The 25,559-nt window shown below is 70.6% G+C and carries 22 protein-coding genes and 1 tRNA gene; 13 read left to right on the top strand and 10 right to left on the bottom strand.

Annotated elements, in window-relative coordinates; translation table 11 throughout:
• The first annotated feature begins 53 nt into the window (after nucleotides 1-53).
• The 4 genes from ACQPYK_RS38895 (at nucleotide 54) to ACQPYK_RS38880 (ending at nucleotide 4,796) form a co-directional block, all read left to right on the top strand.
• The gene (locus tag ACQPYK_RS38895; RefSeq protein ID WP_433242894.1) at nucleotides 54-932 is read left to right on the top strand and encodes a DUF998 domain-containing protein; all 879 of its coding nucleotides are present in this window, start codon (nucleotides 54-56) and stop codon (nucleotides 930-932) included.
• A 165-nt stretch (nucleotides 933-1,097) separates the two neighbouring features.
• Nucleotides 1,098-2,258, top strand: a complete 1,161-nt coding sequence (locus tag ACQPYK_RS38890) for an AI-2E family transporter (protein WP_433242891.1) — start codon at nucleotides 1,098-1,100, stop codon at nucleotides 2,256-2,258.
• Between the two features lie 108 nt (nucleotides 2,259-2,366).
• Nucleotides 2,367-3,809, top strand: coding sequence for a WGR domain-containing protein (locus tag ACQPYK_RS38885; RefSeq protein WP_433242889.1), 1,443 nt, complete (start codon nucleotides 2,367-2,369; stop codon nucleotides 3,807-3,809).
• A gap of 99 nt (nucleotides 3,810-3,908) precedes the next feature.
• Entirely contained in the window at nucleotides 3,909-4,796 is an 888-nt protein-coding gene (locus ACQPYK_RS38880) for a MarR family winged helix-turn-helix transcriptional regulator (protein WP_433242886.1), read from the top strand.
• A 41-nt stretch (nucleotides 4,797-4,837) separates the two neighbouring features.
• Here the strand turns inward: ACQPYK_RS38880 and ACQPYK_RS38875 are convergent, their stop codons facing one another.
• From ACQPYK_RS38875 to ACQPYK_RS38855, 5 genes are all read right to left on the bottom strand, one after another.
• Nucleotides 4,838-7,246 (bottom strand): Tex family protein, encoded by a 2,409-nt coding sequence (locus ACQPYK_RS38875; protein WP_433242883.1) that lies wholly within the window; start codon nucleotides 7,244-7,246, stop codon nucleotides 4,838-4,840.
• Nucleotides 7,247-7,551: 305 nt separating this feature from the next.
• Nucleotides 7,552-9,255: a sialidase family protein gene (locus ACQPYK_RS38870; RefSeq protein ID WP_433242880.1), complete on the bottom strand. Its 1,704-nt coding sequence runs from the start codon at nucleotides 9,253-9,255 to the stop codon at nucleotides 7,552-7,554.
• A gap of 51 nt (nucleotides 9,256-9,306) precedes the next feature.
• Complete coding sequence (locus tag ACQPYK_RS38865) at nucleotides 9,307-9,513, bottom strand: hypothetical protein (RefSeq protein WP_433242877.1); 207 nt, start codon at nucleotides 9,511-9,513, stop codon at nucleotides 9,307-9,309.
• 83 nt (nucleotides 9,514-9,596) lie between these two features.
• Nucleotides 9,597-10,442, bottom strand: a complete 846-nt coding sequence (locus ACQPYK_RS38860; RefSeq protein ID WP_433242874.1) for a DUF4097 family beta strand repeat-containing protein — start codon at nucleotides 10,440-10,442, stop codon at nucleotides 9,597-9,599.
• A gap of 70 nt (nucleotides 10,443-10,512) precedes the next feature.
• Entirely contained in the window at nucleotides 10,513-11,097 is a 585-nt protein-coding gene (locus tag ACQPYK_RS38855; protein WP_433242871.1) for a hypothetical protein, read from the bottom strand.
• A 136-nt stretch (nucleotides 11,098-11,233) separates the two neighbouring features.
• On the opposite strand from ACQPYK_RS38855, the gene ACQPYK_RS38850 reads away from it, so the two are divergent.
• Both ACQPYK_RS38850 and ACQPYK_RS38845 read left to right on the top strand, forming a co-directional pair.
• A complete protein-coding gene (locus ACQPYK_RS38850; RefSeq protein ID WP_433242868.1) occupies nucleotides 11,234-13,309 on the top strand; it encodes a family 20 glycosylhydrolase in 2,076 nt (691 codons plus the stop codon).
• Nucleotides 13,310-13,645: 336 nt separating this feature from the next.
• Nucleotides 13,646-16,210: a glycosyl hydrolase family 18 protein gene (locus tag ACQPYK_RS38845; RefSeq protein ID WP_433242865.1), complete on the top strand. Its 2,565-nt coding sequence runs from the start codon at nucleotides 13,646-13,648 to the stop codon at nucleotides 16,208-16,210.
• Between the two features lie 17 nt (nucleotides 16,211-16,227).
• On the opposite strand, the gene ACQPYK_RS38840 is transcribed toward ACQPYK_RS38845, so the two are convergent.
• Nucleotides 16,228-16,300 (bottom strand) — tRNA-Met (locus ACQPYK_RS38840).
• Between the two features lie 349 nt (nucleotides 16,301-16,649).
• Here ACQPYK_RS38840 and rpmG point away from each other — a divergent pair.
• Together rpmG and ACQPYK_RS38830 are read left to right on the top strand one after the other, a co-directional pair.
• Nucleotides 16,650-16,814, top strand: coding sequence for a 50S ribosomal protein L33 (gene rpmG, locus ACQPYK_RS38835; protein ID WP_433242862.1), 165 nt, complete (start codon nucleotides 16,650-16,652; stop codon nucleotides 16,812-16,814).
• A gap of 2 nt (nucleotides 16,815-16,816) precedes the next feature.
• Complete coding sequence (locus tag ACQPYK_RS38830) at nucleotides 16,817-17,062, top strand: type B 50S ribosomal protein L31 (RefSeq protein WP_433242859.1); 246 nt, start codon at nucleotides 16,817-16,819, stop codon at nucleotides 17,060-17,062.
• 257 nt (nucleotides 17,063-17,319) lie between these two features.
• Here the strand turns inward: ACQPYK_RS38830 and ACQPYK_RS38825 are convergent, their stop codons facing one another.
• Nucleotides 17,320-17,799 (bottom strand): N-acetyltransferase family protein, encoded by a 480-nt coding sequence (locus tag ACQPYK_RS38825; RefSeq protein ID WP_433242856.1) that lies wholly within the window; start codon nucleotides 17,797-17,799, stop codon nucleotides 17,320-17,322.
• A 165-nt stretch (nucleotides 17,800-17,964) separates the two neighbouring features.
• Here ACQPYK_RS38825 and ACQPYK_RS38820 point away from each other — a divergent pair, with 165 nt between their 5' ends.
• Nucleotides 17,965-18,183: an EF-hand domain-containing protein gene (locus ACQPYK_RS38820; protein ID WP_433242854.1), complete on the top strand. Its 219-nt coding sequence runs from the start codon at nucleotides 17,965-17,967 to the stop codon at nucleotides 18,181-18,183.
• Nucleotides 18,184-18,391: 208 nt separating this feature from the next.
• Here the strand turns inward: ACQPYK_RS38820 and ACQPYK_RS38815 are convergent, their stop codons facing one another.
• Nucleotides 18,392-21,592, bottom strand: a complete 3,201-nt coding sequence (locus ACQPYK_RS38815; RefSeq protein ID WP_433242851.1) for a SpoIIE family protein phosphatase — start codon at nucleotides 21,590-21,592, stop codon at nucleotides 18,392-18,394.
• Nucleotides 21,593-21,704: 112 nt separating this feature from the next.
• Between ACQPYK_RS38815 and ACQPYK_RS38810 the strand changes: the two genes are divergently transcribed.
• Nucleotides 21,705-21,986: an STAS domain-containing protein gene (locus ACQPYK_RS38810; protein ID WP_433242848.1), complete on the top strand. Its 282-nt coding sequence runs from the start codon at nucleotides 21,705-21,707 to the stop codon at nucleotides 21,984-21,986.
• Nucleotides 21,979-22,401, top strand: coding sequence for an ATP-binding protein (locus tag ACQPYK_RS38805; RefSeq protein ID WP_433242845.1), 423 nt, complete (start codon nucleotides 21,979-21,981; stop codon nucleotides 22,399-22,401). The genes ACQPYK_RS38810 and ACQPYK_RS38805 overlap by 8 nt, the downstream gene beginning before the upstream one ends.
• A gap of 7 nt (nucleotides 22,402-22,408) precedes the next feature.
• Here the strand turns inward: ACQPYK_RS38805 and ACQPYK_RS38800 are convergent, their stop codons facing one another.
• Entirely contained in the window at nucleotides 22,409-22,681 is a 273-nt protein-coding gene (locus tag ACQPYK_RS38800; protein WP_433242842.1) for a hypothetical protein, read from the bottom strand.
• Nucleotides 22,682-23,083: 402 nt separating this feature from the next.
• Between ACQPYK_RS38800 and ACQPYK_RS38795 the strand changes: the two genes are divergently transcribed.
• A complete protein-coding gene (locus ACQPYK_RS38795; protein ID WP_433242839.1) occupies nucleotides 23,084-23,638 on the top strand; it encodes an HAD-IA family hydrolase in 555 nt (184 codons plus the stop codon).
• A 137-nt stretch (nucleotides 23,639-23,775) separates the two neighbouring features.
• Here the strand turns inward: ACQPYK_RS38795 and ACQPYK_RS38790 are convergent, their stop codons facing one another.
• The gene (locus ACQPYK_RS38790) at nucleotides 23,776-24,144 is read right to left on the bottom strand and encodes an STAS domain-containing protein (protein WP_433242836.1); all 369 of its coding nucleotides are present in this window, start codon (nucleotides 24,142-24,144) and stop codon (nucleotides 23,776-23,778) included.
• A 254-nt stretch (nucleotides 24,145-24,398) separates the two neighbouring features.
• On the opposite strand from ACQPYK_RS38790, the gene ACQPYK_RS38785 reads away from it, so the two are divergent.
• Entirely contained in the window at nucleotides 24,399-25,532 is a 1,134-nt protein-coding gene (locus ACQPYK_RS38785) for an acetate/propionate family kinase (RefSeq protein WP_433242833.1), read from the top strand.
• Nucleotides 25,533-25,559 lie beyond the last annotated feature (27 nt).

Here is a 25,559-nt window from a genome sequence, read left to right as displayed (position 1 = left end):
ACTGGGGATCATTTCCGGTACTCCGGGAACGGGCGCGTCGCCATGGTTGAGCCATGGGGAGTCAGGTTTTCTCGGGATCCAGGATGATCCTCGGCGGCTACGCGGCGATCGGCGCCGGGGCCACGGCGATGCTCGGGCTGCATGTGGCCACGGGCCTCGATCCGGTGCACACCGTGATCAGCGAGTACGCGTTCGAGCCGGACGGCTGGCTGCTGCCCGTCTCGCTGACGCTGTTCGCCGTGGGGGCGACGGTCTTCGGGGCCGCGCTCGCCCGGCGCGGCGACGACCGCAAGGCCGCGCTGCTGGTCGGGATCTGGGGCCTGTGCATGCTCCTGATCGGTGCCTTCCCCACCGACGCGCCCGGAGTGCCGCTGTCGATGTCCGGTGGCATCCACCGGTACGCGGCGTTCGTAGCTTTCCTGACGATGCCGATGGCGGGCCTGATGCTGGCCCGCAGGCACGCCGCCAGCCCCTACGCCCGGTCGGTGCGGCTGCTGAGTCTGGCCTCCCTGGGCGTGCTGGTCCTGGTGGTCCTGCCGTACGTCGTGCGGATGGCCGGTGTCGATCTGGCCAACGACGACATCCCCGCCGGGGTCACCCAGCGGCTGGTGGTGGTCTTCGAGGTGGCGGTGCTGGCCATGCTCGGCATGGTGCTGGCGGCCAGGCGCGAGCGCGACCGCCACCCGGTCTCCGCCGCCGTTCGCGCCCGCGGTCCTCGCGGCGGGCGGCGGCGCCTGACCGGTCCGGCCGGGGGTGCGCGGGCTCGGCGTCTCGCCGCGGTCCGCCGCGGCCACGACCGCGCCGGGCGCGTGCGGATCCGCCGTCATGCCCCGGCCGCCTCGCGGCTGCGGCCGGTTTCCCGCCGTCCGCAGCGGTATGTCCACCGCGGGTTCCCCGATTCCGGAGGCGGCCACGGACGGGTCACGGCCTGACCGTCTCATGGCCTGACCGTCTCGCGGCCTGACCGCCGAAGCGTGATCACCCGTTCGCCGCCGGAGAGGACGAGCGGGTGATCACGCGTCTCCGCTCCACCGCCGGGCCCGCATACGCCCGGTTCGGCAGGATTGCCGCTGATCCCGGTGGGGAAGGGGGCCAGCATGGGGGAGCGCAGCGGCCCCGCCGTCGCGGACGACCGGGGACTGCGGCGAGCGGGTGACACGGCATGGCGGCTGCTCGGGGTCATCGCCCTGACTGCCGTCATCCTGTGGGGCCTGTACGTGGTCCAGACGGTGGCCCTCCCCGTCGTCCTCGGCGTGGCCATCACCACGCTGCTGCTTCCGCCGTACCGGCTGCTCAGGAGTCGGGGGCTGAACCGGGCGCTGGCCACCATCGCGGTGTGCCTCGGGGGTTTCCTCCTCCTCGCCGCGCTCGTCACGCTGCTGGTGCCGCCCACGATCGCCGGTGTGGCCGAGCTGCGGCAGAGTTTCGGCAAGGCGGGCGGCGACCTGCAGTCGCTGGCGTCGGCCTTCGGGATGGACGAGAAACGGGCCGCGGAGCTGCTCGAACAGGCCAAGCGGTATCTGAGCCGGCAGGGCGCCAGCATCGCCAGCGGTGCCCTGGCCGGCGTGCGCACCGTGGGGGAGATCCTGGTCGGCATGGTGCTGGCCATGATCCTGTCCGTTTACTTCGTGCACAGCGGCGACCGGCTCGTCGAGTGGATCATCGACCTCACCCCCGGGGGAGTCCGGCGGACCCTGCGGGAGAGCGGCGCGGTGGTCTTCGACGTCATCAGCCGCTACATCCGCGGGGTGGCGATCGTCGGCCTGGTCGACGGGTTCTTCATCGGGGTCGCGCTGTGGATCCTGGGCGTGCCGATCGCGCTGCCGCTGGCCGTACTGACGTTCGCCGGGGCCTTCCTGCCGGTCGTGGGCGCGTTCACGGCGGGTCTGCTGGCGGCGGTCGTGGCCTTCGTGGCCAAGGGATGGCTGGTGGCGCTGATCGTGGTCGCCGTCACCCTGCTGGTCCAGCAGCTGGAGGGACACGTGCTCGCGCCGCAGATCTACGGCCGGGCGCTCGACCTGCCCAGCGCGGTCATTCTGATCATCATCGCGCTCGGCGGCGTGCTCGGCGGGATCGTCGGCGCCTTCCTGGCCGCCCCGGTGACCTCGGTCGTCGTCGCGTTGATCCGGCATCGTCAGCAGGAGAGTGAGCAGGGGGCGGACGCGCTGCCCGCCTCCCCCGTTCCGACGGCCCTCCCACCGGCCGGTTCGCCCGGTGATGGCCCGGGCCGTTCCGGAACGAGCGGCCGGGATGCGTGATTCACCGCTCGGCCGACCGCCGAACCGCAGTCCAGATCGCTACTTTTCCTGATTTGTCACCCGCCTGCCGTACGCTCCGCGGAAAGTCGATCAACGAAGAGGTGGGGCATGGCGGCGCGCAGCACGTACCTGGAGCTGTCCGAAGACGGCGGAAGCTCGCACAAATTCTACGAGGTCGTGCTCGACGGGCTCCAGGTGACGATCAGCTACGGCCGGATCGGCGAGCCGGGACAGTCCAAGACGTCGGTCTTCGCCACCGAGGAGAAGGCCGGAGCCGCCGCGGCCAAGAAGATCAACGAGAAGGTCCGCAAGGGGTACGCGCCCGCGGTGCGCGGGGTACGCCAGCGCCGTACGGTCACCCGGCGCAGTGTGGAGAGCGCCCGCTCCACCGCCACCCAGGCACCGGTGCTGTGGCGCTTCGCCAGCGGGGCGGCCGCGTTCGGGATCTTCGTCGACTCCGAGCGCTGCTGGGTCGGCAACCAGAACGGCGACGTCTACACCGTCACCCACGGGGGCACCGTCACCGGCCGGTTCCGGCTGCCCGACGGCGTGAAGTGCATCGTCGCCGACGACTTCTGGATCTACGCGGGCGCCGACGACGGCAAGGTCTACGACCTCAGCGGGAAGGTCCCCCGGCTCGCCTACGAGATCGCCGAGGACGTCGACATCTACTGGCTGGACATCCACGACGGCGTGCTGGGCGTCTCCGACCGGGCCGGCCGGATCACCACCATCGACCACGAGGACGAGTTCCAGTGGGCGCGCAACGGACGCGGCGACTCGGCCTGGATGGTCCGCTGCGACGACGAGGCCGTCTACCACGGGCACTCCACCGGGGTGGCCCGCTACGACGCCGCCGACGGCGCGCCGATCTGGGAGACGCGCCTCAACGCCGCGGTGCTCTTCGGCTGGCAGGAGGCGGGTTCGGTCTACGCGGGTACGGCGCGCGGTGCCGTGCACCGGCTCCGCAAGTCCGACGGTGCGACCGAGGCGGTCTACCGCTGCGACGCCACCGTCTTCTCCTGCGCCACCGCGCCCGACGGCCGCTACGTCTTCGCCGGGGACAACCACTCCTCGATCTACTGCTTCGCCCAGAGCGGTGAGCGCCTGTGGAAGCTGGCCACCGGCTGCGGCTCGGCCTTCTCCATGCAGTATCTCGACGACCGCCTCTACATCGTGACCACCGACGGGACTCTGGCCTGCATCGACGCCACGGAGGAGGCGATCAGGGCGGCACAGGGCGGCACCGTCCCCGAGCCGGTGGACGTCAAGGCGGCGGCCGGTCTGGCCGTGGTGGAGCCGACCGCGGCACTGGAGACCGTGACGCTGGCGACCGTCTCCGGCTCCGACGGCGGCGTGGTCGTGGAGTGCTTCCGGGAGGGCGAGCGGCTCCGGGTGCGAGTGATCAGCGACGGCTACGACACGCGGCGCAACGTGCAGTTCCCCAAGGGGGTGCGCGAGGCGGGGGCCCGTTACCTCGTCGAGGGGGTCCGCCTGTCCGAGCGGGGCGGCTTCTACCGGGCCTACGGCGACATCAGGCGCCTGCTCTGACCGGCCCGCTCGGCCGGCGTCGATCCGTGTGACGGTAATGTCAGTTGATCGAATCGTCAGTAGATCAAATCATCTGTCGGATTTGTTATTCTTGGCCGGATGACGCTGACTGAGGACGCGGGCGCGGGCATTGTGAGGATGCCGACCGAGCCCAGGCTCGCCGGTTACACCGGGCATCTGGCGCATCTGGCGTCCCTGCGCGCGGACAGAAGCCTCCTGGCGGCACTTCCGTCCGGACGGAGCCTCCGCGACCTGGACATGTTGGGCGTGCTCGCCGAGCGCCCGCTCTCCCAGGCGCGGCTCGGGAGTCTGCTGGAGGTCAACCGGACGGTCATGATCTCGGTGATCGACGGGCTGGAGACCGCGGGCCTGGTGTGCCGAGAGCGTGACTCCGCCGACCGCCGGCGCTACGCTCTGCGCCTCACCGCCGACGGCGTGACCGCCCTGGGCCGGATGCGCGAGTCGGCACGGAACGCCGACGAGACGCTGACGGCCGCGATGGGCCCGGCCGGGCGCGGGCGCCTGCACGAGCTGCTCCGGCCGATCGTCGCCGATCTGGTCGACGCGCTCCCGGAGCCGATCATCGGCCGGACCGGCTTCCTGCTCGACCGCGTTTCCCGGCGGCTGCGCGGGCGGCGCGAGCAGGCACTGCGCGAGCTGGGCATCGAGCCGCGGTGCGTGCGGATGCTGGCGGCGCTGGACTCCGCACAACCGTGCACCCAGGAGCGGCTGGCGGGTGCCATGGGCGTCACCGGCCCCACGATCGTGCACGCCATCGACGACTACCACGCGGCCGGCCTGATCCTGCGTGACCGCAACCCCGAAGATCGACGCGAGCATGTGCTGCGACTGACCCCGGAGGGCGAGGACTATCTCACCGAGGCCCTGAAGACGGAGGACGGCGTGCAGCGCGACCTCGCCCGCCTGCTCGGCGAGCCGGAGACCATCGAGCTCAACGCGCTCCTGGCCGCCCTCGTCTCCGGCTGACGCCCGGCCGCCGCCGGTGAAGGCGGCGGCCCTACGAGCGCCTACCGGTTGCCGCCGGAGCCGCCGCCGGAACCGTCGAGCCCGGCGCGGCGCAGCGCGTCGGCCATCGCGCCACTCGGTGCGCTGCGCTGCTGGCCTCCGCGGTCCTGCCGCTGGCCGCCTCGTCCCTGCTGGCCGCCGCGTCCCTGCTGCTGGCCCTCACGTCCCTGCTGGCCGCCGCGTCCCTGTTGGCCGTCCCGCTTGCCGCCGCCCTCACGCCGCCCGCCGCCCTGCTGGTCACGCTGGCCGGTGCCCTTGGCCGGCTCGTCCTCCAGCCGGAGGGTGAGCGAGATGCGCTTGCGGGGGATGTCGACGTCGAGCACCTTCACCCGGACGATGTCACCGGGCTTGACCACCTCGCGCGGGTCCTTGACGAAGTTGTGCGACAGGGCCGAGACGTGGACCAGTCCGTCCTGGTGCACGCCGACGTCGACGAACGCGCCGAAGGCCGCCACGTTGGTGACCACGCCCTCCAGCAGCATGCCGGGCTTGAGATCGGAGATCTTCTCCACGCCCTCCTTGAAGGTCGCGGTCTTGAACGCGGGTCGCGGGTCGCGGCCGGGCTTCTCCAGCTCGGACAGGATGTCGGTGACGGTCGGCAGGCCGAAGGTGTCGTCCACGAAGTCGCGGGGCCGCAGGGTCCGCAGCACCGTGCCGTTACCGATCAGCTTCGTGATGTCGCCGTCGGTGGCCGACAGGATCCGGCGCACCACGGGGTAGGCCTCGGGGTGCACGCTGGAGGCGTCGAGCGGGTCGTCGCCGCCCGGGATGCGCAGGAAGCCCGCGCACTGCTCGAAGGCCTTGGGGCCGAGCCTGGCCACGTCCTTCAGCGCCTTGCGGGAGCGGAACGGCCCGTTGGCGTCGCGGTGCTGGACGATGTTCTCGGCGAGACCGGAGCCGATGCCCGACACCCGGGTCAGCAGCGGCGCCGAGGCGGTGTTGACGTCCACCCCGACCGCGTTCACGCAGTCTTCGACCACCGCGTCGAGCGAGCGCGAGAGCTTGGTCTCGGCGAGGTCGTGCTGGTACTGGCCGACGCCGATCGACTTGGGGTCGATCTTGACGAGCTCGGCCAGCGGGTCCTGGAGCCGGCGTGCGATCGACACGGCGCCGCGCAGGGACACGTCCATGCCGGGCAGCTCCTGGGAGGCGAAGGCGGAGGCGGAGTAGACCGACGCGCCGGCCTCCGACACCACGATCTTGGTCAGCCCGGGGACCAGCTTCACCAGCTCGCCGGCGAGCTTGTCGGTCTCCCGCGACGCGGTGCCGTTGCCGATCGAGACCAGCTGCACGTCGTGCTTCTTGGCCAGCGCCGCCAGGGTGGCCAGCGACTGGTCCCACTGGCGGCGCGGCTCATGGGGATAGATCGTGTCGGTGGCCAGCACCTTGCCGGTCGCGTCCACCACCGCGACCTTCACGCCGGTACGCAGGCCGGGGTCGAGGCCCATGGTCGCGCGGGAGCCCGCCGGGGCGGCGAGCAGCAGGTCGCGCAGGTTGGCGGCGAACACGCGCACCGCCTCGTCCTCGGCGGCCTGCCACATGCGCATCCGCAGGTCGATACCGAGGTGGACGAGGATGCGGGTGCGCCAGGCCCAGCGGACGGTGTCGGCCAGCCACTTGTCGGCGGGCCGCCCCTGGTCGGAGATGCCGAAGCGGTGCGCGATGCGTCCCTCGTAGGTGCCGGTGGGCTCCTCTTCCGGCTCCAGGGTGAGGGTGAGGATCTCCTCCTTCTCGCCCCGGAACATCGCCAGGATGCGGTGGGAGGGCAGCTTGGTGAACGGCTCGGCGAAGTCGAAGTAGTCGGAGAACTTGGCCCCCTCCTCCTCCTTGCCCTCGCGGACCGCCGCCATCAGGCGGCCCTTGCCCCACATCCGCTCGCGCAGCTCCCCGACCAGGTCGGCGTCCTCGCCGAACCGCTCGACCAGGATCGCCCGGGCCCCGTCCAGCGCGGCGGCCGCGTCGGCCACCCCCTCGCCGACGAACGCCGCCGCGGCGGCCTGCGGGTCGACCGACGGGTCGGCGAGCAGGCCGTCGGCGAGCGGTTCGAGCCCGGCCTCCCTGGCGATCTGCGCCTTGGTCCGCCGCTTGGGCTTGTAGGGCAGGTAGATGTCTTCCAGCCGGGCCTTGGAGTCGGCCGCCGCGATCTGCGCTTCGAGGGCGTCGTCGAGCTTGCCCTGACCGCGGATCGACTCCAGGATCGCGGTGCGCCGCTCCTCCAGCTCGCGCAGGTAGCGCAGCCGCTCCTCGAGCGTGCGCAGCTGCGCGTCGTCGAGCATCTCGGTGGCTTCCTTGCGGTAGCGGGCGATGAACGGCACGGTCGCCCCGCCGTCGAGCAGCTCCACGGCCGCCTGCACCTGCCGCTCGCGCACACCCAGCTCTTCGGCGATCCGCTGATGAATAGACGTCGTCACGATCTCTCTTCCCTTGTGGTGGGCAGCTGTGATGGGCAGCCGTGGTGAGCAGCCACCAAGCTACCGCCTCCCTCCGACATCGGGCCGGTCGGACAGACAGGTCAGGCGCTCAGGTCAGGGAGCCCGGGGCGAGGAGTCCAAAGCGGGAACCCGAGGCGGGAACCCGAGGGGGAAGGACGCCGCGGGACCGGGGAGGGGCTCAAGACCGGGGGAGGGGCTCGATACGAGGGACGGGGGAGGGGCTCAAGACCGGGGGAGGGGCTCGATACGAGGGACGGGGGAGGGGCTCAAGACCGGGGAGGGGCTCAACGCGAGGGAAAGGTGGGGGTCAGGTGGGTCCACTCGACGGTGGCCGCGGCGGCGTTGCCGCCCGGGGTGCCGACCACCCAGTGTGTGACCTGCGGTCTGTCCCTGCTGTCCTGGATCACCCAGGTCACCCCGGTGTCGGCGCCCTCGCGGAACAGCCGGGCGATCCCGGCGCTGTCCACCCGGACCTTCCAGGTCGCGAGCCGCCCGGCGTCGTGCAGCGCGTAGACCCTCTCCCAGACGGCGGAGCCCTTGCGCATCGTCCAGACCCCGCCCTTCTGGACCGTCAGCATGAGCCGCCGGGCGCCGTTGGCGACCTTCACGCCGAGGCAGACGCCGTGGCCGGTGCGCGGGTCCAGGGCGCTGTCGTCGTCCACCTGCCCCCGGAACTCCAGCGTGAAGTCGCAGCCCCTGGTGACGTCGAGGTCGCAGGAGGCCGCGCACAGCTGGGTGCCGGTGCTTCTGAGCCGAAGCCGGCCGCCGCCGGTCCGTGCGCCGCCACTCAGCCGCCAGCCCCCCGTGAGGAGGTCGCCGTGGTCGAAGGGCCGGGAGAGGTCCAGCCTGGCCACCTTGATGTTGGTCTGGTTGTGCTCCCAGACGACGAAGAACCGGCCGGGTTCGTACTCGTCGGCGCTGGGGTAGACGTCCCAGCCGCGGGCCGCGCCCAGGGTCAGCCGGGCGCCGTCGGCGAAGAGCCGCCCCGGCTCCCACGGTTCGCCGGGCCGCTTGACCTTGTAGTGGAGAACCTCGCGATACTGCTCGGGCTTGCTCGCCGAGGTGCCGGTGAACGGTCCGGCGAACGTGTTATAAATCGCCAGATACCGGCCATCCGCATCCGCGGTGAAGAACGTCTTGACGTAGTAGTTGGGCAGGTCGCCGTCCAGCGTCATCGGTGACCACGTCAGTCCGCCGTCGCCGCTGGTCGCCGTGGCGCAGTGGGCCGCGCTGGTCCGGTAGTGGGCGTCGCGCGCCGCCGCGGAGGTCCCGCCGCGCAGGTCGAGTGTGCGGGTCACCATCACGAGCGTGCCGGGGTCGTCGTGGGAGAGCGCGATCTGCGGCTCCTCGACCGCCACGCCGGGCGGGTTGTCCGCGAGCTCACCGGAGGTCCAGCTCACCAGGTCGGCCGAGCGCAGCACGCCCGCCCTGGTGGTGCCCCCCGACTGGCGCCAGTACGGCACGAGCCAGAATCCGCGGTGTTTCAGTGGCTTGCCGGCGACGACCACGCCCCGGCCGTTGTCCGGGACATCGACGGTGACCGGGAAATCGGTCCAGGTCCGGCCGCCGTCAGTGCTCCTGCTGACCGCCATCGAGGTGGGGAAGCCGTCCACGTCGCCCTCCCGGTCCCGGTCGATCGTGATCCGGCCGAGCAGCGCGTAGAGCGTGCCCGCGTCGTTGAGGAACATCACGTAGTGGTAGCGATGGGTGGCGGTGGCCGCAGCCAGCGTGCCGACCGCCCAGGTCCGGCCGCCGTCATCCGATCTGGCGCACATGATGGCGCCCTGGTCCGTCGGCGCCGGATCCCGTTGGTCGCGCGCCCCGGCCCGCCAGCCGATCACCAGCCGCCGGCGGTCGAGGGCGACGATGTCGGGAACCCGGTTCCCCTCATGGGCGAGCTCGCCGTCGGGGCCCCGCTCGACCGTGCCGTGGACGGTGACGGGACGGCTGACATCCGATCCGACGACGTCGGTTTCCGGCCAGGACATGGTCACAGGCAACAGGCGCGGGATGGCCGGAAGGTTACGTGGGGGTGACGTTCAGGTGGTCGTCGGCCTGCACGGGACGGGACGGCGGTCGTAGCCGGCCGTCGCCGGGCTGATCCGGTCGGCGAGTTCGTGAAGGACCCGGGCGGCCCACCGGCGCGAGGCGCCGGGATGTCTCGGCACGCTGCGCCAGGCCTCCGCCTCGGCGATCATCTCGGCGTGCCGCTGGGAGGAGAGGGTGTAGGCCTGTACGTCGTTCATCGTCGATCTCCTTTGTCGAGGGTGTCACGCGTGCGTGGATGATGGGACGTCGAAGTAGTCGATCATGGAGTCGGAGCCGGGTGTCACGCGTGCGCGCGGAGGATGGAGACGTCGCCTGAGAGGGTCTGGACGTGGATCTCGACCTTCTCGTCGCCGTCGGCGGGCAGTTCCGCGCGATCAAGGGACGAGTCGACCCTGCCGGAGAGCGAGGAGACGTCGAGCCACGCGCTGGTCCCGGTGGCGACGCCGATCTGGATGTCGCCCGACGCGGTGTTGACCGAGACGCCTCCGCGGACGACCGACTCGATCGTGACGGTGGCCGAGGCGCCTTTCACCCGGACGGACTCGCCGGCGGCCCGTATCCGGACGTTTCCGGAGGCCGACTTGACGGTGGTGGCGCCGCCGGTCGCGCCGAGATCGACCTTTCCGGAGGCGGTGACGACCGTCGCCTCGCCGTACACCTCGCGCAGGCTGGTGTCTCCGGACGCGGTCTTCACGTGCACACCGCCCTCGGTGACGTCACATGTGACGTCACCGCTCGCGGTCTTGGCGTCAAGCCGGGTGCAACGGTCGACCCGCACGGCGCCGGAGGCCGTTCGGGCTGAGACCTCGCCCAGCTGTCCGGTCGCGCGGGTGTCGGCCGCTGCGGTGGTGATATCGATCCGGGACCCCTCCGGCAGGCCGACGACGATCTCCAACGCGGGTGTACGGCCCGGTGCCGGCAGCCGTTCGGGTGTCTTGACGAAGACCGTGCCGTCGATGTACTCGACGCTGGTCTGCTCGGCGCACTGCACGTCGGAGGGCCTGGACGGGTCGGCCGGCCGTACCTCGACGACGACGTCTTCGCGCGGTGTGGCGGTGATGTCCAGGACACCCGCGGGGAACTTCACCTGAAGGGCGGCGGGACCTGAGGTCGGGAATGCGGGCATGGCGAGATCTCCCTTGCGGGTCGCGTGCGGGATTGTGGGTGTCTTTACCGGTTGTGGGGGAGGCCGCGGGTCAGCGGGACCAGCCGCTGATGCGCCGTCCGGGAGAGGGCGGCCGGGCCGGCCCGGACCGGCCGGGAGCCTCCGCCAGGGCCGCCGAGACCGCCCGGACGAGCCAGGCGTTGACGGAGACGCCTTCCCGGCCCGCGGCCTCCTCGATCCGGCCCTTGAGCGACTCGGGCAACCGCAGCGTGACGCGCGCGGTGCCCGCGTCGCCCGGAGACGGCGGTTCGGGGAAGCCGGGGGGCGGCGGGGGGAAGGGGGGTGTGGGCGGCATCGAAGGCATGGAAGACATGGACGACGGGGGCGGGCCGGACGGCGTGGAAGGGGCCGGTGGCCCGAAGGCCTCCGCGGCCGGCGGCGGCGTCACCACGAATTCGGGCTCGCGGTTGCGGATCCGCACCTCGACCGAGCCCGGCGCGAGTTCCCTGGTGACCTCGTCGGCCGCCGCGGAGAGCGCGTCGATGAGCGTGAGCCTGACGGCGGAGTCCAGTGCCGTCGTGAGGTTTTCCACGGCGGCCCGGGTCTCGGGATCGGCGACCGCCGCCGATGCGGCCAGCGCACGGCGAAGGTTTTCGACGAAGGGCGTGACGTCCATGAGCATCACTATGACGTCATTTTGACGTCAACGCAACCTCTGAATGACGTCACTGTTGGATCCATGTGACCGTCTTGACGCCCGCCGGTTTGTAAACAAGGCTTACTAATTATTGCCCCGAGCATGTGAGGTCGCCATGAGTCCGACCGTCTTCCCCGGCCTCCTTCGCCGGCGACCCTCAAGGCTCGCCCGGTCGGCGGCGGCCCTGCTGCTGGCGGCCGGCGCCGCCCTGATCGCCACCGGCCCGGCCGTGGCGAGTCCCGGATCCGCCGGTTTGTTTATCGCCGGTCCGCCGGCCGGCGGGGTCCGGGTGGCGGGGACGGTGGCCTCGATGAACGACCTCGTACCGGTGCCGGTCTCGGTACGGCCGGCCGCCGGCGTGGCGCACGTGCTGTCGCGGAACACGGGGATCTTCACCCAGGCCGGTTCGGCTCCGGCCGCCGAGGTCGGCGCCTACCTGGCCGGCGTGTTGCGGCCCCCCACCGGATACGCGCTGCCGGTCGCCCCGGCCGGTTCCGGTGCCCCCGCCTCGGGCGTCTCGCTGCTGCTCACCGGGGCCGATCCGAGCGTCGGATCGCAGGGCTACCAGCTCGACGTGACCGCCGGCACGGTGGTGATCCGGGCGCAGACGGCCGCCGGGCTCTTCAACGGCGTGCAGACGTTGCGCCAGCTCCTGCCGCCGGAGATCGAGAGCGTCACCGTGCGGCCCGGCCCGTGGACGGTGCCCGGCGGGCAGATCGTCGACCACCCCCGCTTCGCCTACCGGGGGGCGATGCTCGACGTCGCCCGGCACTTCCATCCGGTGACGACGGTCAAGCGGTACATCGACCGGATCGCCCTCTACAAGGTCAACCACCTCCATCTGCACCTGTCCGACGACCAGGGCTGGCGCATCGCCGTCGACAGCCGGCCGAGGCTGACAACCTACGGTGGCAGCACCCAGGTCGGCGGTGGAGCGGGCGGCTACTACACCAAGGCCCAGTACCGGGACATCGTCGCCTACGCGGCGCAGCGGTACGTCACGATCGTGCCCGAGATCGACCTGCCCGGCCACACCAACGCCGCGCTGGCCTCCTATGCGGAGCTGAACTGCAACGGGGTCGCCCCGCCGCTCTACACTGGCACCGACGTGGGGTTCAGCTCGCTGTGCACCTCCAAGGAGTCCACGTACGCGTTCGTCAAGGACGTCCTCACCGAGATCGCGGCGCTGACCCCCGGCCCTTACCTGCACATCGGCGGCGACGAGGCGGACGCCACCTCGCCCGCCCAGTACGCGACGTTCATGAACCGGGTCCAACCGGATACCGTCGCCACGGGCAAGACGGTCATGGGCTGGCACCAGATGGGAGCGTCGGCGGTGCAGCACTCACCCGGCCGCGTCGTGCAGTACTGGGGCTTGGAAACCTCCGACTCGCTGGTGAGCGGCGCCGTGGCGCGGGGGGCACGGGTGCTCATGTCGCCGGCGAACAAGACCTACCTCGACATGAAGTACAACCGTCTGACCACGCCGGGCCAGGACTGGGCCGGCTACATCGAAGTGCGGACGGCCTATGAGTGGAACCCGGGCACCTATCTGAGCGGCGTGCCGGCCTCGGCCGTCCTCGGGGTCGAGGCGCCCCTGTGGACGGAGACGATCTCCACCGAGGACCAGATCGAGCGCATGGCGTTCCCGCGGCTGCCGGCCATCGCCGAACTCGGCTGGTCGCCGTGGGCGACGCACGACTGGAACGCCTTCCGGACCCGTCTGGGCGCGCAGGGTCCACGCTGGACGGTGATGGGCATCGACTTCTACCGTTCCGGGCAGGTGCCGTGGGTCACCGCCGCTCCGGGGGACCGTTACGAGGCCGAGAACGCGGAGATCTCGGGCGGCGCGGTGGAGTCCGACCATGCCGGCTTCTCCGGCACGGGGTTCGTCAACTACGACAACGTGGCCGGCTCCCGTGTCCAGTGGACGGTCGACGCCCCCGTCGCCGGGCCGGTGACGCTGCGGCTGCGATACGCCAACGGCACGACCACCGACCGGCCGATGGACATCACGGTCAACGGTTCCCCTGCCGCCGGCGCGTCGCCCTTCGCCGGCACCGGCGCCTGGACCGCCTGGCAGACCACGACGCTGACGGCGAACCTCACCGCCGGGGCCAACGTCATCCGGGCGACCGCGACCACCGCCGGTGGCGGGCCCAACGTCGACTACCTGGAGGTACGGCGGTAGGCCTGTAGCCGGGGTGTGGTGGTAGGTCCGCCGGGGCCCGAGCCGATGCCCGAGGCTCGGCGGGCTTTGGTCCGGCCGGCCCGTGTCCGGCGGGCTCGTGTCCGGCGGTTTCGGGTTCGGCGGGCTCGTGTCCGGCGGTTTCGGGTTCGGTGCGCCTCGATTCGACGTGTCTCTATTCGGTGTGCATCGATTCGGTGAGTCCAGGTCTGGTGTGCCCACATCGAGGCCGTGCGCGTCCGGCGGGGGCGTGCCCGTTTTGGGTCTTGTCGCCATGGAGGGACAGGTTTACGATCCGCGTAATTGTTAGGAAACTTTCCTTTAAGAAAGAGTTCCCGCATGCGCCGAACCGCCGCTGTGCTGTTGGTTCTCGTACTGGCGACCGCCCTCGCCGCCATCAGCGCTCCCGCCAATGCCGCCGCCCGTCTGACGGCCGCCTTCACCCTGACCGGCAATCAGGGCAAGTTCGTGGTGAGCAATCCTGGAACCACCGCGGTCACCGGTTGGTCGATCACTTTCGACCTGCCGGCCGGGGTCACCGTGAGCGGCGCCCAGAACGCCACCACCACGCAGAGCGGAACGCGGGTCAAGCTGACGCCCGCCTTCTACATCAACACCGTGCGCGCGAACGGCAACACCGAGCCGTACAGCCCCACCTTCACCCTCAGCTCGGCGGCCCAGCCGACGAGCTGCACGATCAACAACGCCAACTGCGACGGCAGCGGCGACCCGCCGCCCCCGGATGCGCCCGTCACCGCCACCTACTCCGGTAGCGGGACGCAGGGCAGGTTCGTGGTCAACAACAACACCGACGCCGCGCTCAACGGCTGGTCGATCACATTCGACCTGCCGGCCGGGGTCACCGCGAGCGGCGCCGAGAACGCGTCGCTGAGCCAGAGCGGGCGCCAGGTCACGCTGAGCCCGGCCCACTACAACACGACGGTGGCGGCGCACGGATCCACCGAGCCCTACAGCCCCGCCTTCCGGCTGAGCGCGTCGGCCGAGCCGGAGAACTGCCGGGTCAACGACGTGAGATGCGACGGCGCGGCCGACACGCCGCCCGCCGCACCGGGGAACCTGCGCTCACCGGTCAAGACCACCAAGACCGTGTCCCTGGCGTGGGACGCCGCGACGCCGGGAAGCCTCCCGATCGTCGGCTACCAGGTCTACGACGGCGCCACCCTCGCCACGACGGTCACCGGCACGACCGCGACCCTCGGCGGCCTGACCCCGAACACCGAATACACCTTCACCGTCAAGACCAAGGACCGTAAGGGAACTCTCTCCCCGGCCAGTGCGGCGTTGAAGGTGACGACCAACAACGCCGGCGACGACACCCAGCCGCCCACCGCGCCCACCGGCCTGCGCAGCACCGGCAAGAGCTCCTCCAGCGTCTCCCTCGCGTGGGGGGCCTCGACCGACAACAAGGGCATCGCCGGATACGAGGTGTACGCCGGAACGACCCTGGCCGCGACGGTCACCGACACCTCGGCCACGGTGAACGGGCTGTCGCCGTCGACCGAGTACACCTTCACGGTCAAGGCCCGCGATCTGTACGACAACGTCTCGGCCGCCGGCAATGCGCTGAAGGTGAGCACCGACGACATCGTCGGCAGCGGCTACGCCAGGGTCGGCTACTTCGTGCAGTGGGGCATCTACGGTCGTCAGTACTTCGTGCGCAACCTCGACACGACCGGAGTCGCGGCCAAGCTGACCCACCTCAACTACGCCTTCGGCAACATCGACCCGGTCAACCTGACCTGCCTGCACGGCGTCACCAAGGGCACCACGGCCAACCCCCAGGACCCGAACCAGGGTGACGGCGCGGGCGACGCGGACGCCGACTACGGCAGGCCGATGAGCGCCGGACAGTCGGTGGACGGCGTGGCCGACACCGGCTGGGAGAAGCTGCGCGGCAACTACAACCAGCTTCGCAAGCTCAAGGCGAAGTATCCGAACCTGAAGGTGCTGATCTCGCTCGGCGGCTGGACCTACTCCAAGTACTTCTCCGACGTGGCGGCCACCGACGCCTCCCGGAAGAAGTTCGTGAGCTCCTGCATCGACATGTACATCAAGGGAAACCTGCCGGTGTACAACGCCGCGGGTGGTCCGGGCAGCGCCGCCGGGATCTTCGACGGCATCGACCTCGACTGGGAGTGGCCGGGTTCCGACGGTCACGCGGGCAACCACATCGGCGCCAACGACAAGGCGAACAACACGCTGCTGATCGCCGAGTTCCGCAGGCAGCTCGACGCGCTGACCCAGGAGACCGGCAAGCGCTACCAGCTCACCGCGTTCACCCCGGCCGACCCGGCGAAGATCGCCGCCGGCTGGGACCTGCCGGAGGTCGCCAAGTCCCTGGACATCTTCAACGTCCAGGGCTACGACTTCCACGGTGCGGGCAGCGACAACTCATGGGAGCCGAACCGGACCGGGCACCAGGGCAACCTGTACGCCGACACCGACGACCCCTACTCCTTCCACTTCAGCGTCGAGAACGCGGTCAACGTCTACCTGCAGGCCGGGGTGAACCCGCGCAAGATCACCGTCGGTCTCGCCTACTACGGGCGCGGCTGGCAGGGAGTCGCCGACGGAGGGAAATCCGGGGAGTGGCAGTCGGCCACCGGCGCCGCACCGGGACAGTTCCAGGACGAGGCGGGCACCCGGGGGTATGCGAACCTGGTGGCCGGCGTGCCGGGGTGCACCGTCAAACACGACGAGCAGGCGGTCGCGACCTACTGCTACACCGGCAACGGCGGCCAGTGGTGGACCTTCGACGACACGTGGTCGATCGGGAAGAAGACCGCCTGGCTACGGAGCAAGGGCCTGCTCGGCGTGATGATCTGGGAGATGTCCGGTGACCCGGGCTCCCTGACCAGCGCCGTGGATGCCGGTCTGAAGTGACCCTTTCGGCGGCAGGGTAGCGGGTGCGGGAATCGAACCCGCCCTGAGCGGCTTATGAAACCGCCGGGCACACCAGCGCCCTCACCCGCCGAGAATGCGAAAGGCCGTCCCGGATGTCATCCGGGACGGCCCGCACGCGACGTCACCGACCGTCACATGCGAGCCTCGTCGCGCATGCTCATTCGCTCGTTCATGTGCGTTCTCCTCACACGGTTCGAATGAGTCGAGGATGGCGAACCCGGCGGGAGGGGCGCAACGGGTTTTCGGTGCCCCGCCGCCCCCGTCGTGCCGGCCTGCGACCGTGGAAGCCCAGGTCGGGGCGTACGGATCGGTCACCGGGACGATGGGCGGAAATAAGATCGTCCGGTCGGGAATGTCGTAGCAATGAAAACGGTTGTCGATGGCGTCGTGCGATCCGTCAACCGAAGAGGACCCGAAATTGGCCAGGAACGAGCTACGCCCCGTGACCAGACTGCGGTCGACCGCGGGCACCGGCTACACCTACGTGACCCGTAAGAGCCGGCGCAACGACCCGGACCGTCTCACGCTCATCAAGTACGACCCGATCATCCGCAAGCACGTGACGTTCCGAGAGGACCGATAGCCATGAAGCAGGGCATCCACCCCGACTACCGTCCGGTCGTCTTCCGCGACCCGAGTGCGGACTTCGCCTTTCTCACCCGCTCGACCGCGACCAGCGACCGGAGCGTCGAGTGGGAGGACGGCAACGTCTACCCGGTGGTGGACGTGGACGTCTCGTCCGCGAGCCACCCCTTCTACACCGGCCGCGGCAGGGTGCTCGACACCGCCGGTCGCGTCGAGCGCTTCAGGCAGCGCTACGGGAAGCGCTGACGTCCGCCTCCCGCCGGTCCGCCGGGGCCGCACCGGGCCTCCCGCCGGTCCGCCGGGGCCAGGCCGGGCCTCCGGCGAGCGCGCCCCGCACTCACCGGAGACCGGCGGGCCAGGCGCCGGTTCGGCACCCGGGCCCGCCCCGGCGCCTGGCCGCAGGTGACCTGGGTGAACGCGGGAGGAGCGGTGGCGGCGTACCCGCTCCCCGGGTTTCCCGTCGGTTCGGACATCTCGCGGCGGGCGGTCCCGCGTCCGGCCTGTTACCGGCCCTCTGCCGCGGCGAGTTTTTCGAGCGCCGATCCGGTGAGCCGGTACATGACCCATTCGTCGAGCGACTCCGCGCCGAGAGAGCGGTAGAACTCGATGGACGGGGTGTTCCAGTCGAGAACCGACCATTCGAACCGGCCGTAACCGCGCTCCACGCAGATGCGGGCGAGCTCGACGAGCAGCTGCTTGCCGTACCCGCTTCCCCGGTGGTCGGGATGGACGAAGAGGTCTTCGAGGTGTATCCCGTGCTTGCCCAGCCAGGTGGAGTAGGACACGAACCAGAGCGCGAACCCCGTCACCGTCTCTCCGTCGGTGGCGATGTGGCAGAACACGGCGGGCTCGGCTCCGAAGAGGGCGTCGTGGAGCTGCTCGGCCGTGGTCTCGACCTTGTCGAGCGCCTTCTCGTACTCCGCGAGCCCACGGATCATGTCGATGATCGCCGGGACGTCGTCTGGTGTTGCGGGACGAATCATGGTGGAAGTCTAGGCAACGGGGTGTACGAACCAGCACCGCAAAGCGCCTGTTTGATGACTAAAGGCGCCAATTGCGACGATGTGGCCATGCGGGCGGGAACTCCCGTAGGTTGTCTGATGATCGAACGCGGGACGTTCGCAGGTCGTCGAGAAAGGCGGATCACCATGTCGACAGAGCCCACCGGTGAGCGGTTGGCGGAGCTGAAGCAGGCGTTCGCCGCCATCGACGCCGATGGCGACGGCTTCATCACGGAGAAGGAGTTCGGCGCGCACTTCCCCGACCTGCCCGCGGAGGCCATCGGATCGCTGAATCGGGACGCCGACTCCGACGGCGACGGGCGGTTCTCCTTCGAGGAGTTCGTCCGGATCGTGTCCCAGGACTGACCAGGACTGCTCGGCTCCGGCCGGATCGGCTCCGCCCGGCATGCCCCGGCCCGGACCGAGCCGCCCCGGATGACCTGATCCGGATCGAGCCGGACCGGCATGCCCCGGCCTGAACCGAGCCGGACCCGGATGACCTGGTCCGGACCGTCCCGGTGCGCGGGTGAGGGCTGCTCCGGGAGAGCCCCTTCTCCCGCCCCGCGGGCGGCTGCTACCCGCCGGCCAGGGCGAAGCCGAGCAGAGCCACGTCGTCGCGGTTGTCGTCCTCATCGACCAAGGCGAGCAGAGACTCCAACTGGGCGTCGAGGTCGAGCCCGGCCGCCTTCGTCATCGCGGTGCGGAGCCTGTCCATGCCGGCCACGATGTCCGCGGACCGCTTCTCGACGATGCCATCGGTGTAGAGGAGCAGCCGGTCCCCCCGCTCCAGCTTGGTCTCGGCCGTGGCGAAGATCGTGGACGGCACGGCGCCGATCAGCGGGGCGAGTGCGCCGCCGAGGTAGTCGGCCCCTCCGTCCGCCTTGCAGATCAGGACGGGCGGATGCCCCGCGCTGGAGTAGCGCAGGCGCCCGGTCGACAGTGACAGCCGCACGCACAGGACGGTTCCGTGCATGCGGTCGTAGCGACCGGTCGTCATCCGGTTGAGCCGGTCGAGGGTACGGCCCGGGTCGGGATCCTCCAGAGCGTAGGCCCTGAGCGCGTTGCGCATCTGGCCCATGGAGGCGGCGGCCTTGACCCCCTTGCCGACGATGTCGCCGATCACCAGCACCACTTCGTCGTCGGAGACGCGGATGACGTCGTACCAGTCACCGCCGACGCTGGACTCGTCGTTGCCCGGGAGGTAGCGGCCGACGATCTCCACGCCGTCGATGTCGGGGACCTCGGGCAGCAGGGCGAGTTGCAGCGTGGTCGCGATCCGGTGCTCCAGCTCCAGCCGCTCCAGATTCTCCAGCCGCGCCACGGTGAGCTCGGCCAGCTGCCGGAGCACCGTGTCGTCGGCGTTGTCTCCGGGGTTGTCCTTGGCGTCGTCTCCGGCGCCGTCGCCGGCGGCAACGGAGACGACGGCATCCGGCGGCTCGACCCGGAGGCCGTTGCCCGGGGTGAGGGTCACCGTCGCTCCGGGAGAGTCGGCCAGCAGCCGGCCGTACTTCTCCATGACGGCCAGCACGTCCTGCGCCGACGAGGCCTCGTTGATCGCCAGCGCGGCCTCGGTGAGCTCCCGCAACTGGCGGTTGTGCCGCGACCGCGCGGCGGCCAGCCGCAGCACGCCGCGCACCCGGGTGAGCAGCTCCCGGGCGGAGAACGGCTTCACCAGGTATTCGTCGGCTCCGGCGGCGAGCCCCGTCAGTGACTCCTCCTCGCCGGCCCTCGCCGACAGCAGCATGATCGACACGCTCCGGGTGCCGGGGTCGGCGCGTAACCTGCGCACCAGCTCCAGCCCGTCCATGCCGGGCATCATCACATCGGCGATGACCAGATCGGGGGTTCGCTCCGTGGCCGACTCCAGCGCGGCGGCGCCGTCGGCCACCGCCGTCACCGCCCAGTGCGGGCTGAGCAGGCGCAGGAGATAGTCCCGCAGGTCGGCGTTGTCGTCGGCCACGAGGATCCGCTCGGGAACGGGACCGGTGAAGGACTCCGCCCGGCTCTCGCCGTCCGGGCCCCGGCTCGCCGGCTCGTCCGGGACCGGTGCCCACCGTGCTTCGCCCGCGCCCGGCTCGTCCGGGACCGGCGGCCATCGTGCTTCGCCCGCGCCCGGCTCGTCCGGCGCCGCCGCGTCGTCGACCTGGTCCTGGGGCAGGTGCGCCGAGCCGTACGGCAGAGTGATCGTGAAGGTCGTTCCCTCGCCGACGCGACTGCCGGCCTCGATCCGGCCGCCGTGCAGGGCGACCAGCTCGTGCACGAGCGCCAGGCCGATACCCGTCCCCTCGTGGCTGCGCGACCGCGAGCCGCCGACCCGGTGGAAGCGTTCGAAGAGATGGGGAATCTCATGGTCGGGAATGCCGACCCCGGTGTCGGAGACCGTGATCACGGCATGACCCTCACCCGGCCGGACGCCGATCGTCACGCCGCCCGCGAAGGTGTGCTTCAACGCGTTGGAGAGCAGGTTGAAGACGACCCGCTCCCACATCCGCCGGTCGACGTGGACGGGCTCCGGCAGTGCTTCACCCTCCAGTCCCAGGGTGAGCCCGACGTTCTCCATCGACGAGCGGAAAGCGCCGGTCAGCTCGGCGGTCTGCGCGGTCAGGTCGGTCGGCTGGTAGCGGGCGCGGGTCCGGCCGGAGTCGACGCTGGTGAAGTCGAGCACATCGTTGACCAGCATGAGCAGCCGCATCGCGTTGCGGCGGGCCGTGCGGAGGGCGGCGTGCTGCTCGGCGCCGAGAGAGTCGTCTTCGAGCAGTTCCTGAAGCGGGCCCAGGATCAACGCCAGCGGGGTGCGCAACTCATGGCTGATGTCGGCGAAGAACGCGGTCTTGACGTCGTCGAGCTCCGTGAGCGCCCGCGTCCGGCGGCGTTCCTGCTCGTTGGCCTCGGCGGTGGACAACGCACGTGACACGCTCGCCGCCAGGACCTCGAAGAACTCCTGGTAGGGGCCACGCGAGTGCAGCGACGGGTTCACGCCGCACACGAGCACCCCCAGGGCGCCGGTTCCCGAGGTGAGCGGCAGGACGACCACCGGACCGGACACGCCGAAACGCTCACCGGTGACCCCCGTGACGGTGCCCTCCCCGCTCGCGGGCCGCAGCAGGTCGTCGTCCGCGCCGATTCGCGCCGGAGCGCCGTCGTGCGGCACGGCGGCCCGCAGGCTTCCGTCCTCGTCGAGGAGATACAGGAGGGCGAACGGCACGTCGTCACGTGCCTCGCCGAGGATCGCGATGACGGTCTGCGCGACCTCCTGCCGGGTGGCGACCCCGCTGGTCGCCACGGCGATCCGGCTCAAAGCGCGTAACCTGCGCTCGCCGAGCACCCGGCCGGTCGTCTCGCTGACCAGGCACAGCACCCCACCGACGGTTCCGTCGGCCAGCCGTACGGGGCTGTAGGAGACGTCGAAGTAGGTCTGTTCGAGAAAGCCGTGCCGTACCAGCAGGAAGGGATGGTCCCAGGCCCAGAAGGGCCGGCCCGTCTCGCGAACCCGGTCGAGCAGCGGGCGCAGGACGTCCCACGTCTCCAGCCAGTTCTCCACGGCGGGGCGGCCGAGCGCGGCCGGATGCTTCGCACCGATGGTGGGGATGTAGGAGTCGTTGTAGAGAGGGATGTATTCGGGTCCCCAGAACAGGGTGATCTGCATGCCGGAGGAGAGCATGATGTCGACGGCGTTTCCGAGGGGGGCGGGCCATCGGTCCATCGGGCCCAGGGGAGTGGCCGCCCAGTCGTGCGCGCGAATCCGCTCGCCCATCTCTCCGCCGCCGAAGAACATCTCACTCCCCGCGTATCCGGTAATCTGACGATACCCGGTTATCGATGGCTCTCCCCGGTGTGAGGACATGGGCATTCGCCTTGAAAGACGGATGGATCCCGACGGTTCGCACGTGCTCGTTCCCGTCGGCGACCTTGACCGAGATGCGGTCGAGACACTGGCCGTCGCGGTGAACGAAAGCCTCGCCCGTCCGCTCGGGAGGCTGGTGATCCAGATGACGCACGTGCGGTTCTGCGACTCCTCCGGGATCGTCACCCTGCTCGACGCCCACACCGACGCGGACCGCCGGGGCGCGGAGCTCGTCCTGACCGACGTCAGCGAGCACCTGCGGGCCCTCTTCCGGATCTCCGCGCTGGATCAGATCGTCCCGATCGTCGGAGCGTCTCATGGCTGAGGCGACCCCGGACGGCGTGGGGGCGGCCGGGGACGGGATCCGGAAGGTGTCCTTCCCGATCGTCGGTGATCTCGCCGGGCTCCGGAGGCTGGCGCGCGAGTTCCTGGCGCCGGAGGCGTTCGACGAGATGCGGGAGATGAACTTCATCCTCGCCATCAGCGAGGCCGCCAACAACGTGCTCGACCACGCCGGCACGACCGGCACCGTCACCCTGCGGCGCGGAGACGGCCAGGTCGTCGCGGAGGTCAGCGATCGGGCAGGACTGCTCACCGACCCCGAGGCCGGCATGACACCGCCGCTGGTCGGGTCCCGCCGCGGTTACGGGCTCTGGTTGATGCGCCAGATGTGCGACAGGGTGGAGATTCTCCGGGATCAGGCCGGTTCCACGGTCCGGCTCACCGTCCTGCGCGCCTGACGCCCGGCTACGCCTCGGTCATCGGATCCTGCCGCAGGCTGATGCGGGTCGCGCACCTGCGGATCTGCGCTTCCTCGAACTGCTGGATCCCGGGAAGCTGCAACAGGGCCGCCCGCAGGGCCGCGTACACCTCCTCGACCGGTTCGCCGCCATGCGAGGCTTCGACCCGTTGCACCACCTGGGTGGCCCGGGCGTCGAACAGCGGTTTCTTCTCCGCGGCGGTGCGCATGGCCACATCGCGCAGGGCGGCGTTGTCCATGGTGATACGGATGCGGGACATCCTCGATTTCCCCCCGAAAATCGTCATACCTGTTCGATCAGATTAGGAGGTGCGAAGTAGCTGGTCACGCACCTGCCGGGGTCGTGTTCCCGGTCGCGGCGGGTGAGCGGCACGGTGGAGCTCGTCAGGCCGGCGAAGCCGGCCGCGCAAGCCCGCGCGTACGCGAACCGAGCCGAGGGTGATCCGGGGAAGAGGGGCGGTCTTGCTATTGATATCGAACATCGAAGATGTTCAAATGAACTACATGGACTTTCGAAATGATGTGGTCGGCCGATCCGGCTTCCACTGGACGGGGTGCCGGTCGGGGTCTTGGGGCCGTCCACGCCCGAGACGGCCGTCCTCCTCGGGCCGACCTCCACGAAAGCCTGTGACCGCTTTCAATCGACCGACTCGGGAGAGCCTGTGACCACCTGGATGCTGCTGGACTACGGCGAGGTGATCTCCCTGCCGCAGCCGGTCGGGGCGGTGACCGCCATGGCCGACCTCGCCGGCCGCGACCCCGCGGACTTCCACGACCGTTACTGGCGCCACCGCGATCCCTACGACCGCGGCCAGGCCTCCCACCTCTACTGGAGCAACGTCCTGGGCCGGGAGCTGGCCGCCGGTGATCCCCTCCTGGCCGAGCTCGACGCGGCCGATGTGGCGAGCTGGTCCCATCTCGACCCCGCCGGCCTGGACATGCTCGGGAAGCTCGCCGGCAGCCACCGGCTCGCGCTGCTGTCCAACGCCCCGGAGTCGCTGGCGGCGGCCATCGACGACGCCCCCTGGGCCGAGGTGTTCGCCCACCGCTTCTACAGCTGCCGCCTGGGCCTGGCCAAACCCGACGCCGCCATCTTCGAGAAGGTCCTCCACCGGCTCGGCGCGGATCCCGGCGAGGTCACCTTCTTCGACGACCGGGACGTCAATGTTCGCGCCGCGGCGGCGCTCGGTATCACGGCGGTCCTCTATCGTCCCTAGCCACGTCCGCCCCCGGGGCGGCGTCCGGCGCCCGTGTCCACCTGTGCCCGAGTCCACACCTGCCTGTGCTCGGCGTCTTCCCCCGAAGAAAGGGGTGAACGCCCATCGGACTCGGGCCGGGGGAGGGGCGGCCGGGCTCACGGCAGGGCTGGAACGCTCCCCTCGAAGGCTCGTCGCAGGGACTCGGGCACGTCGGAGTCGATGGGGAACGCCGCGCCCAACCGGGTCAACTCCAGAAGGCGGCCGAGGAAGCCGTGCACACCGGCGAGGCGGAGCCAGCCGTTCTGCTCGTAGGCGCGCCGCATGGTCGTCAGAAGCGTCCAGACGCCCGTGGAGTCGCAGAATTCCAGGTTCGCCGTGTCGACGATGATGCGGACGTGTCCTCGCGTCAGCAACTCCGCGACCGCTTCCTCGAACTGTGGAACCGTTAGCTTGTCTAGATCACCGGTGAGCGAGACCACCGAGTATTGAGGGTGTCCGCTCACCGTGACGGAAAGTCGAGTCATGATGCCCCGCTGTCTACGACTGTTGGAGACAGCGCCCTCATCGGGAGCCGTGCAAGGACGGAAACCGCTATCACCACCGTACGCCCGCGGCTTGAGGCAGTTCAACGGGTCGGCATGGGCGCCTGGGACAGGGGAGCTCACGGGACCGGGCGTCGGTGGCCGGCGTCGGCGGGGAGGTCCCGCGGCGGGAGCTTGCGGTGCGGCCGCGTCGCGGCGTGCCGTTTGTCCCGCGCCACCGGGGGCAACCGGAGAGCATGGGAACCACCGACCCGGCGGTGCTCACCGTCAACGCGGGATCATCGAGTCTGCAGCTTCACCTCGTCCAGAACGGTCGGGTCCTGCGCGTCGAGCACGGCGAGAAGAGCCCCGACCCGGCGGGCGCCGAACGGACGGTCTCGGACTTCCTCGACGCCGCGCCCGAGTGTGAGCTCGTGGCCGTCGGCCATCGTCTGGTGCACGGCGGCGACGCCGTAGGGAAGCCGACGATCGTCGACGACGACGTGCTGGCCGCGGTGCGTGAGTGTGCCGACCTGGCCCCGTTGCACGTGCCGCCCGCGCTTTCGCTCGTCGAGGCCTGCCGACGCCGGCTGCCCGGGCTGCCGCACGTGCTCTGCCCGGACACCGCCTTCCACGCCGACCTGCCCGAGCCGGCCGCGACCTACGCGCTGCCCCCGGAGTGGAGGAGCCGGTACGGCCTGCGCCGTTACGGCTTTCACGGGCTGTCCTACGCCTGGACCCTGCGGCGGGCGGCGGAACTGCTGGGCCGGCCCGCCGAGAGCCTGCACCTGGTCCTCACCCACCTCGGCGGAGGGTCCTCGGTGTGCGCGGTGCGCGAGGGCCGCAGCGTGGACACCTCCATGGGTTTCACACCGCTTGAGGGCGTTCCGATGAGCAAGCGGTCGGGCAGCGTCGATCCGGGGATGCTGCTGTGGCTGCTCTCCGACTCCCGGCTGACCCTTGAGGAGTTGCGCGACGGCCTGGAGCACCGGTCCGGGCTGCTCGGGCTGTCGGACGGCAGGTCCGGGGACACGAGAGACCTGGTGGACTCCGGCGACCGCGCCGGCGCGCTGGCGCTGGAGGTGTTCACGCACCGGGTGAGCCGGGAGATCGCCGCCGCGGCGACGAGCCTGGACCGGCTGGACGCGCTGGTGTTCACCGGGGAGATCGGCTGGGATCAGCCGGAGGTCCGCGAGGCCGTCTGCCGCAGGCTCGGCCTGCTCGGCGTCGAACCGCCGGCGCATGCCGACCCGGAGGCCGACGGGGCGGTGAGCCCGCCGGGCGCGACGGTGCCCGTGCTGGTGGTGCGGCCGCGCGAGGAGCTGCAGCTCGCTCGCGACACCCTTGGCGCGCTCGCAAGCACCCGTAGGGATATTCCGACAAACGGGTAGAAATATCCATATAAGGGGTGTGATTTG

The sequence above is a fragment of the Streptosporangium sp. CA-135522 genome (genome assembly GCF_050949235.1).
GTDB lineage: Bacteria > Actinomycetota > Actinomycetes > Streptosporangiales > Streptosporangiaceae > Streptosporangium.
This window is presented reverse-complemented; position numbering and strand designations above follow the sequence as displayed.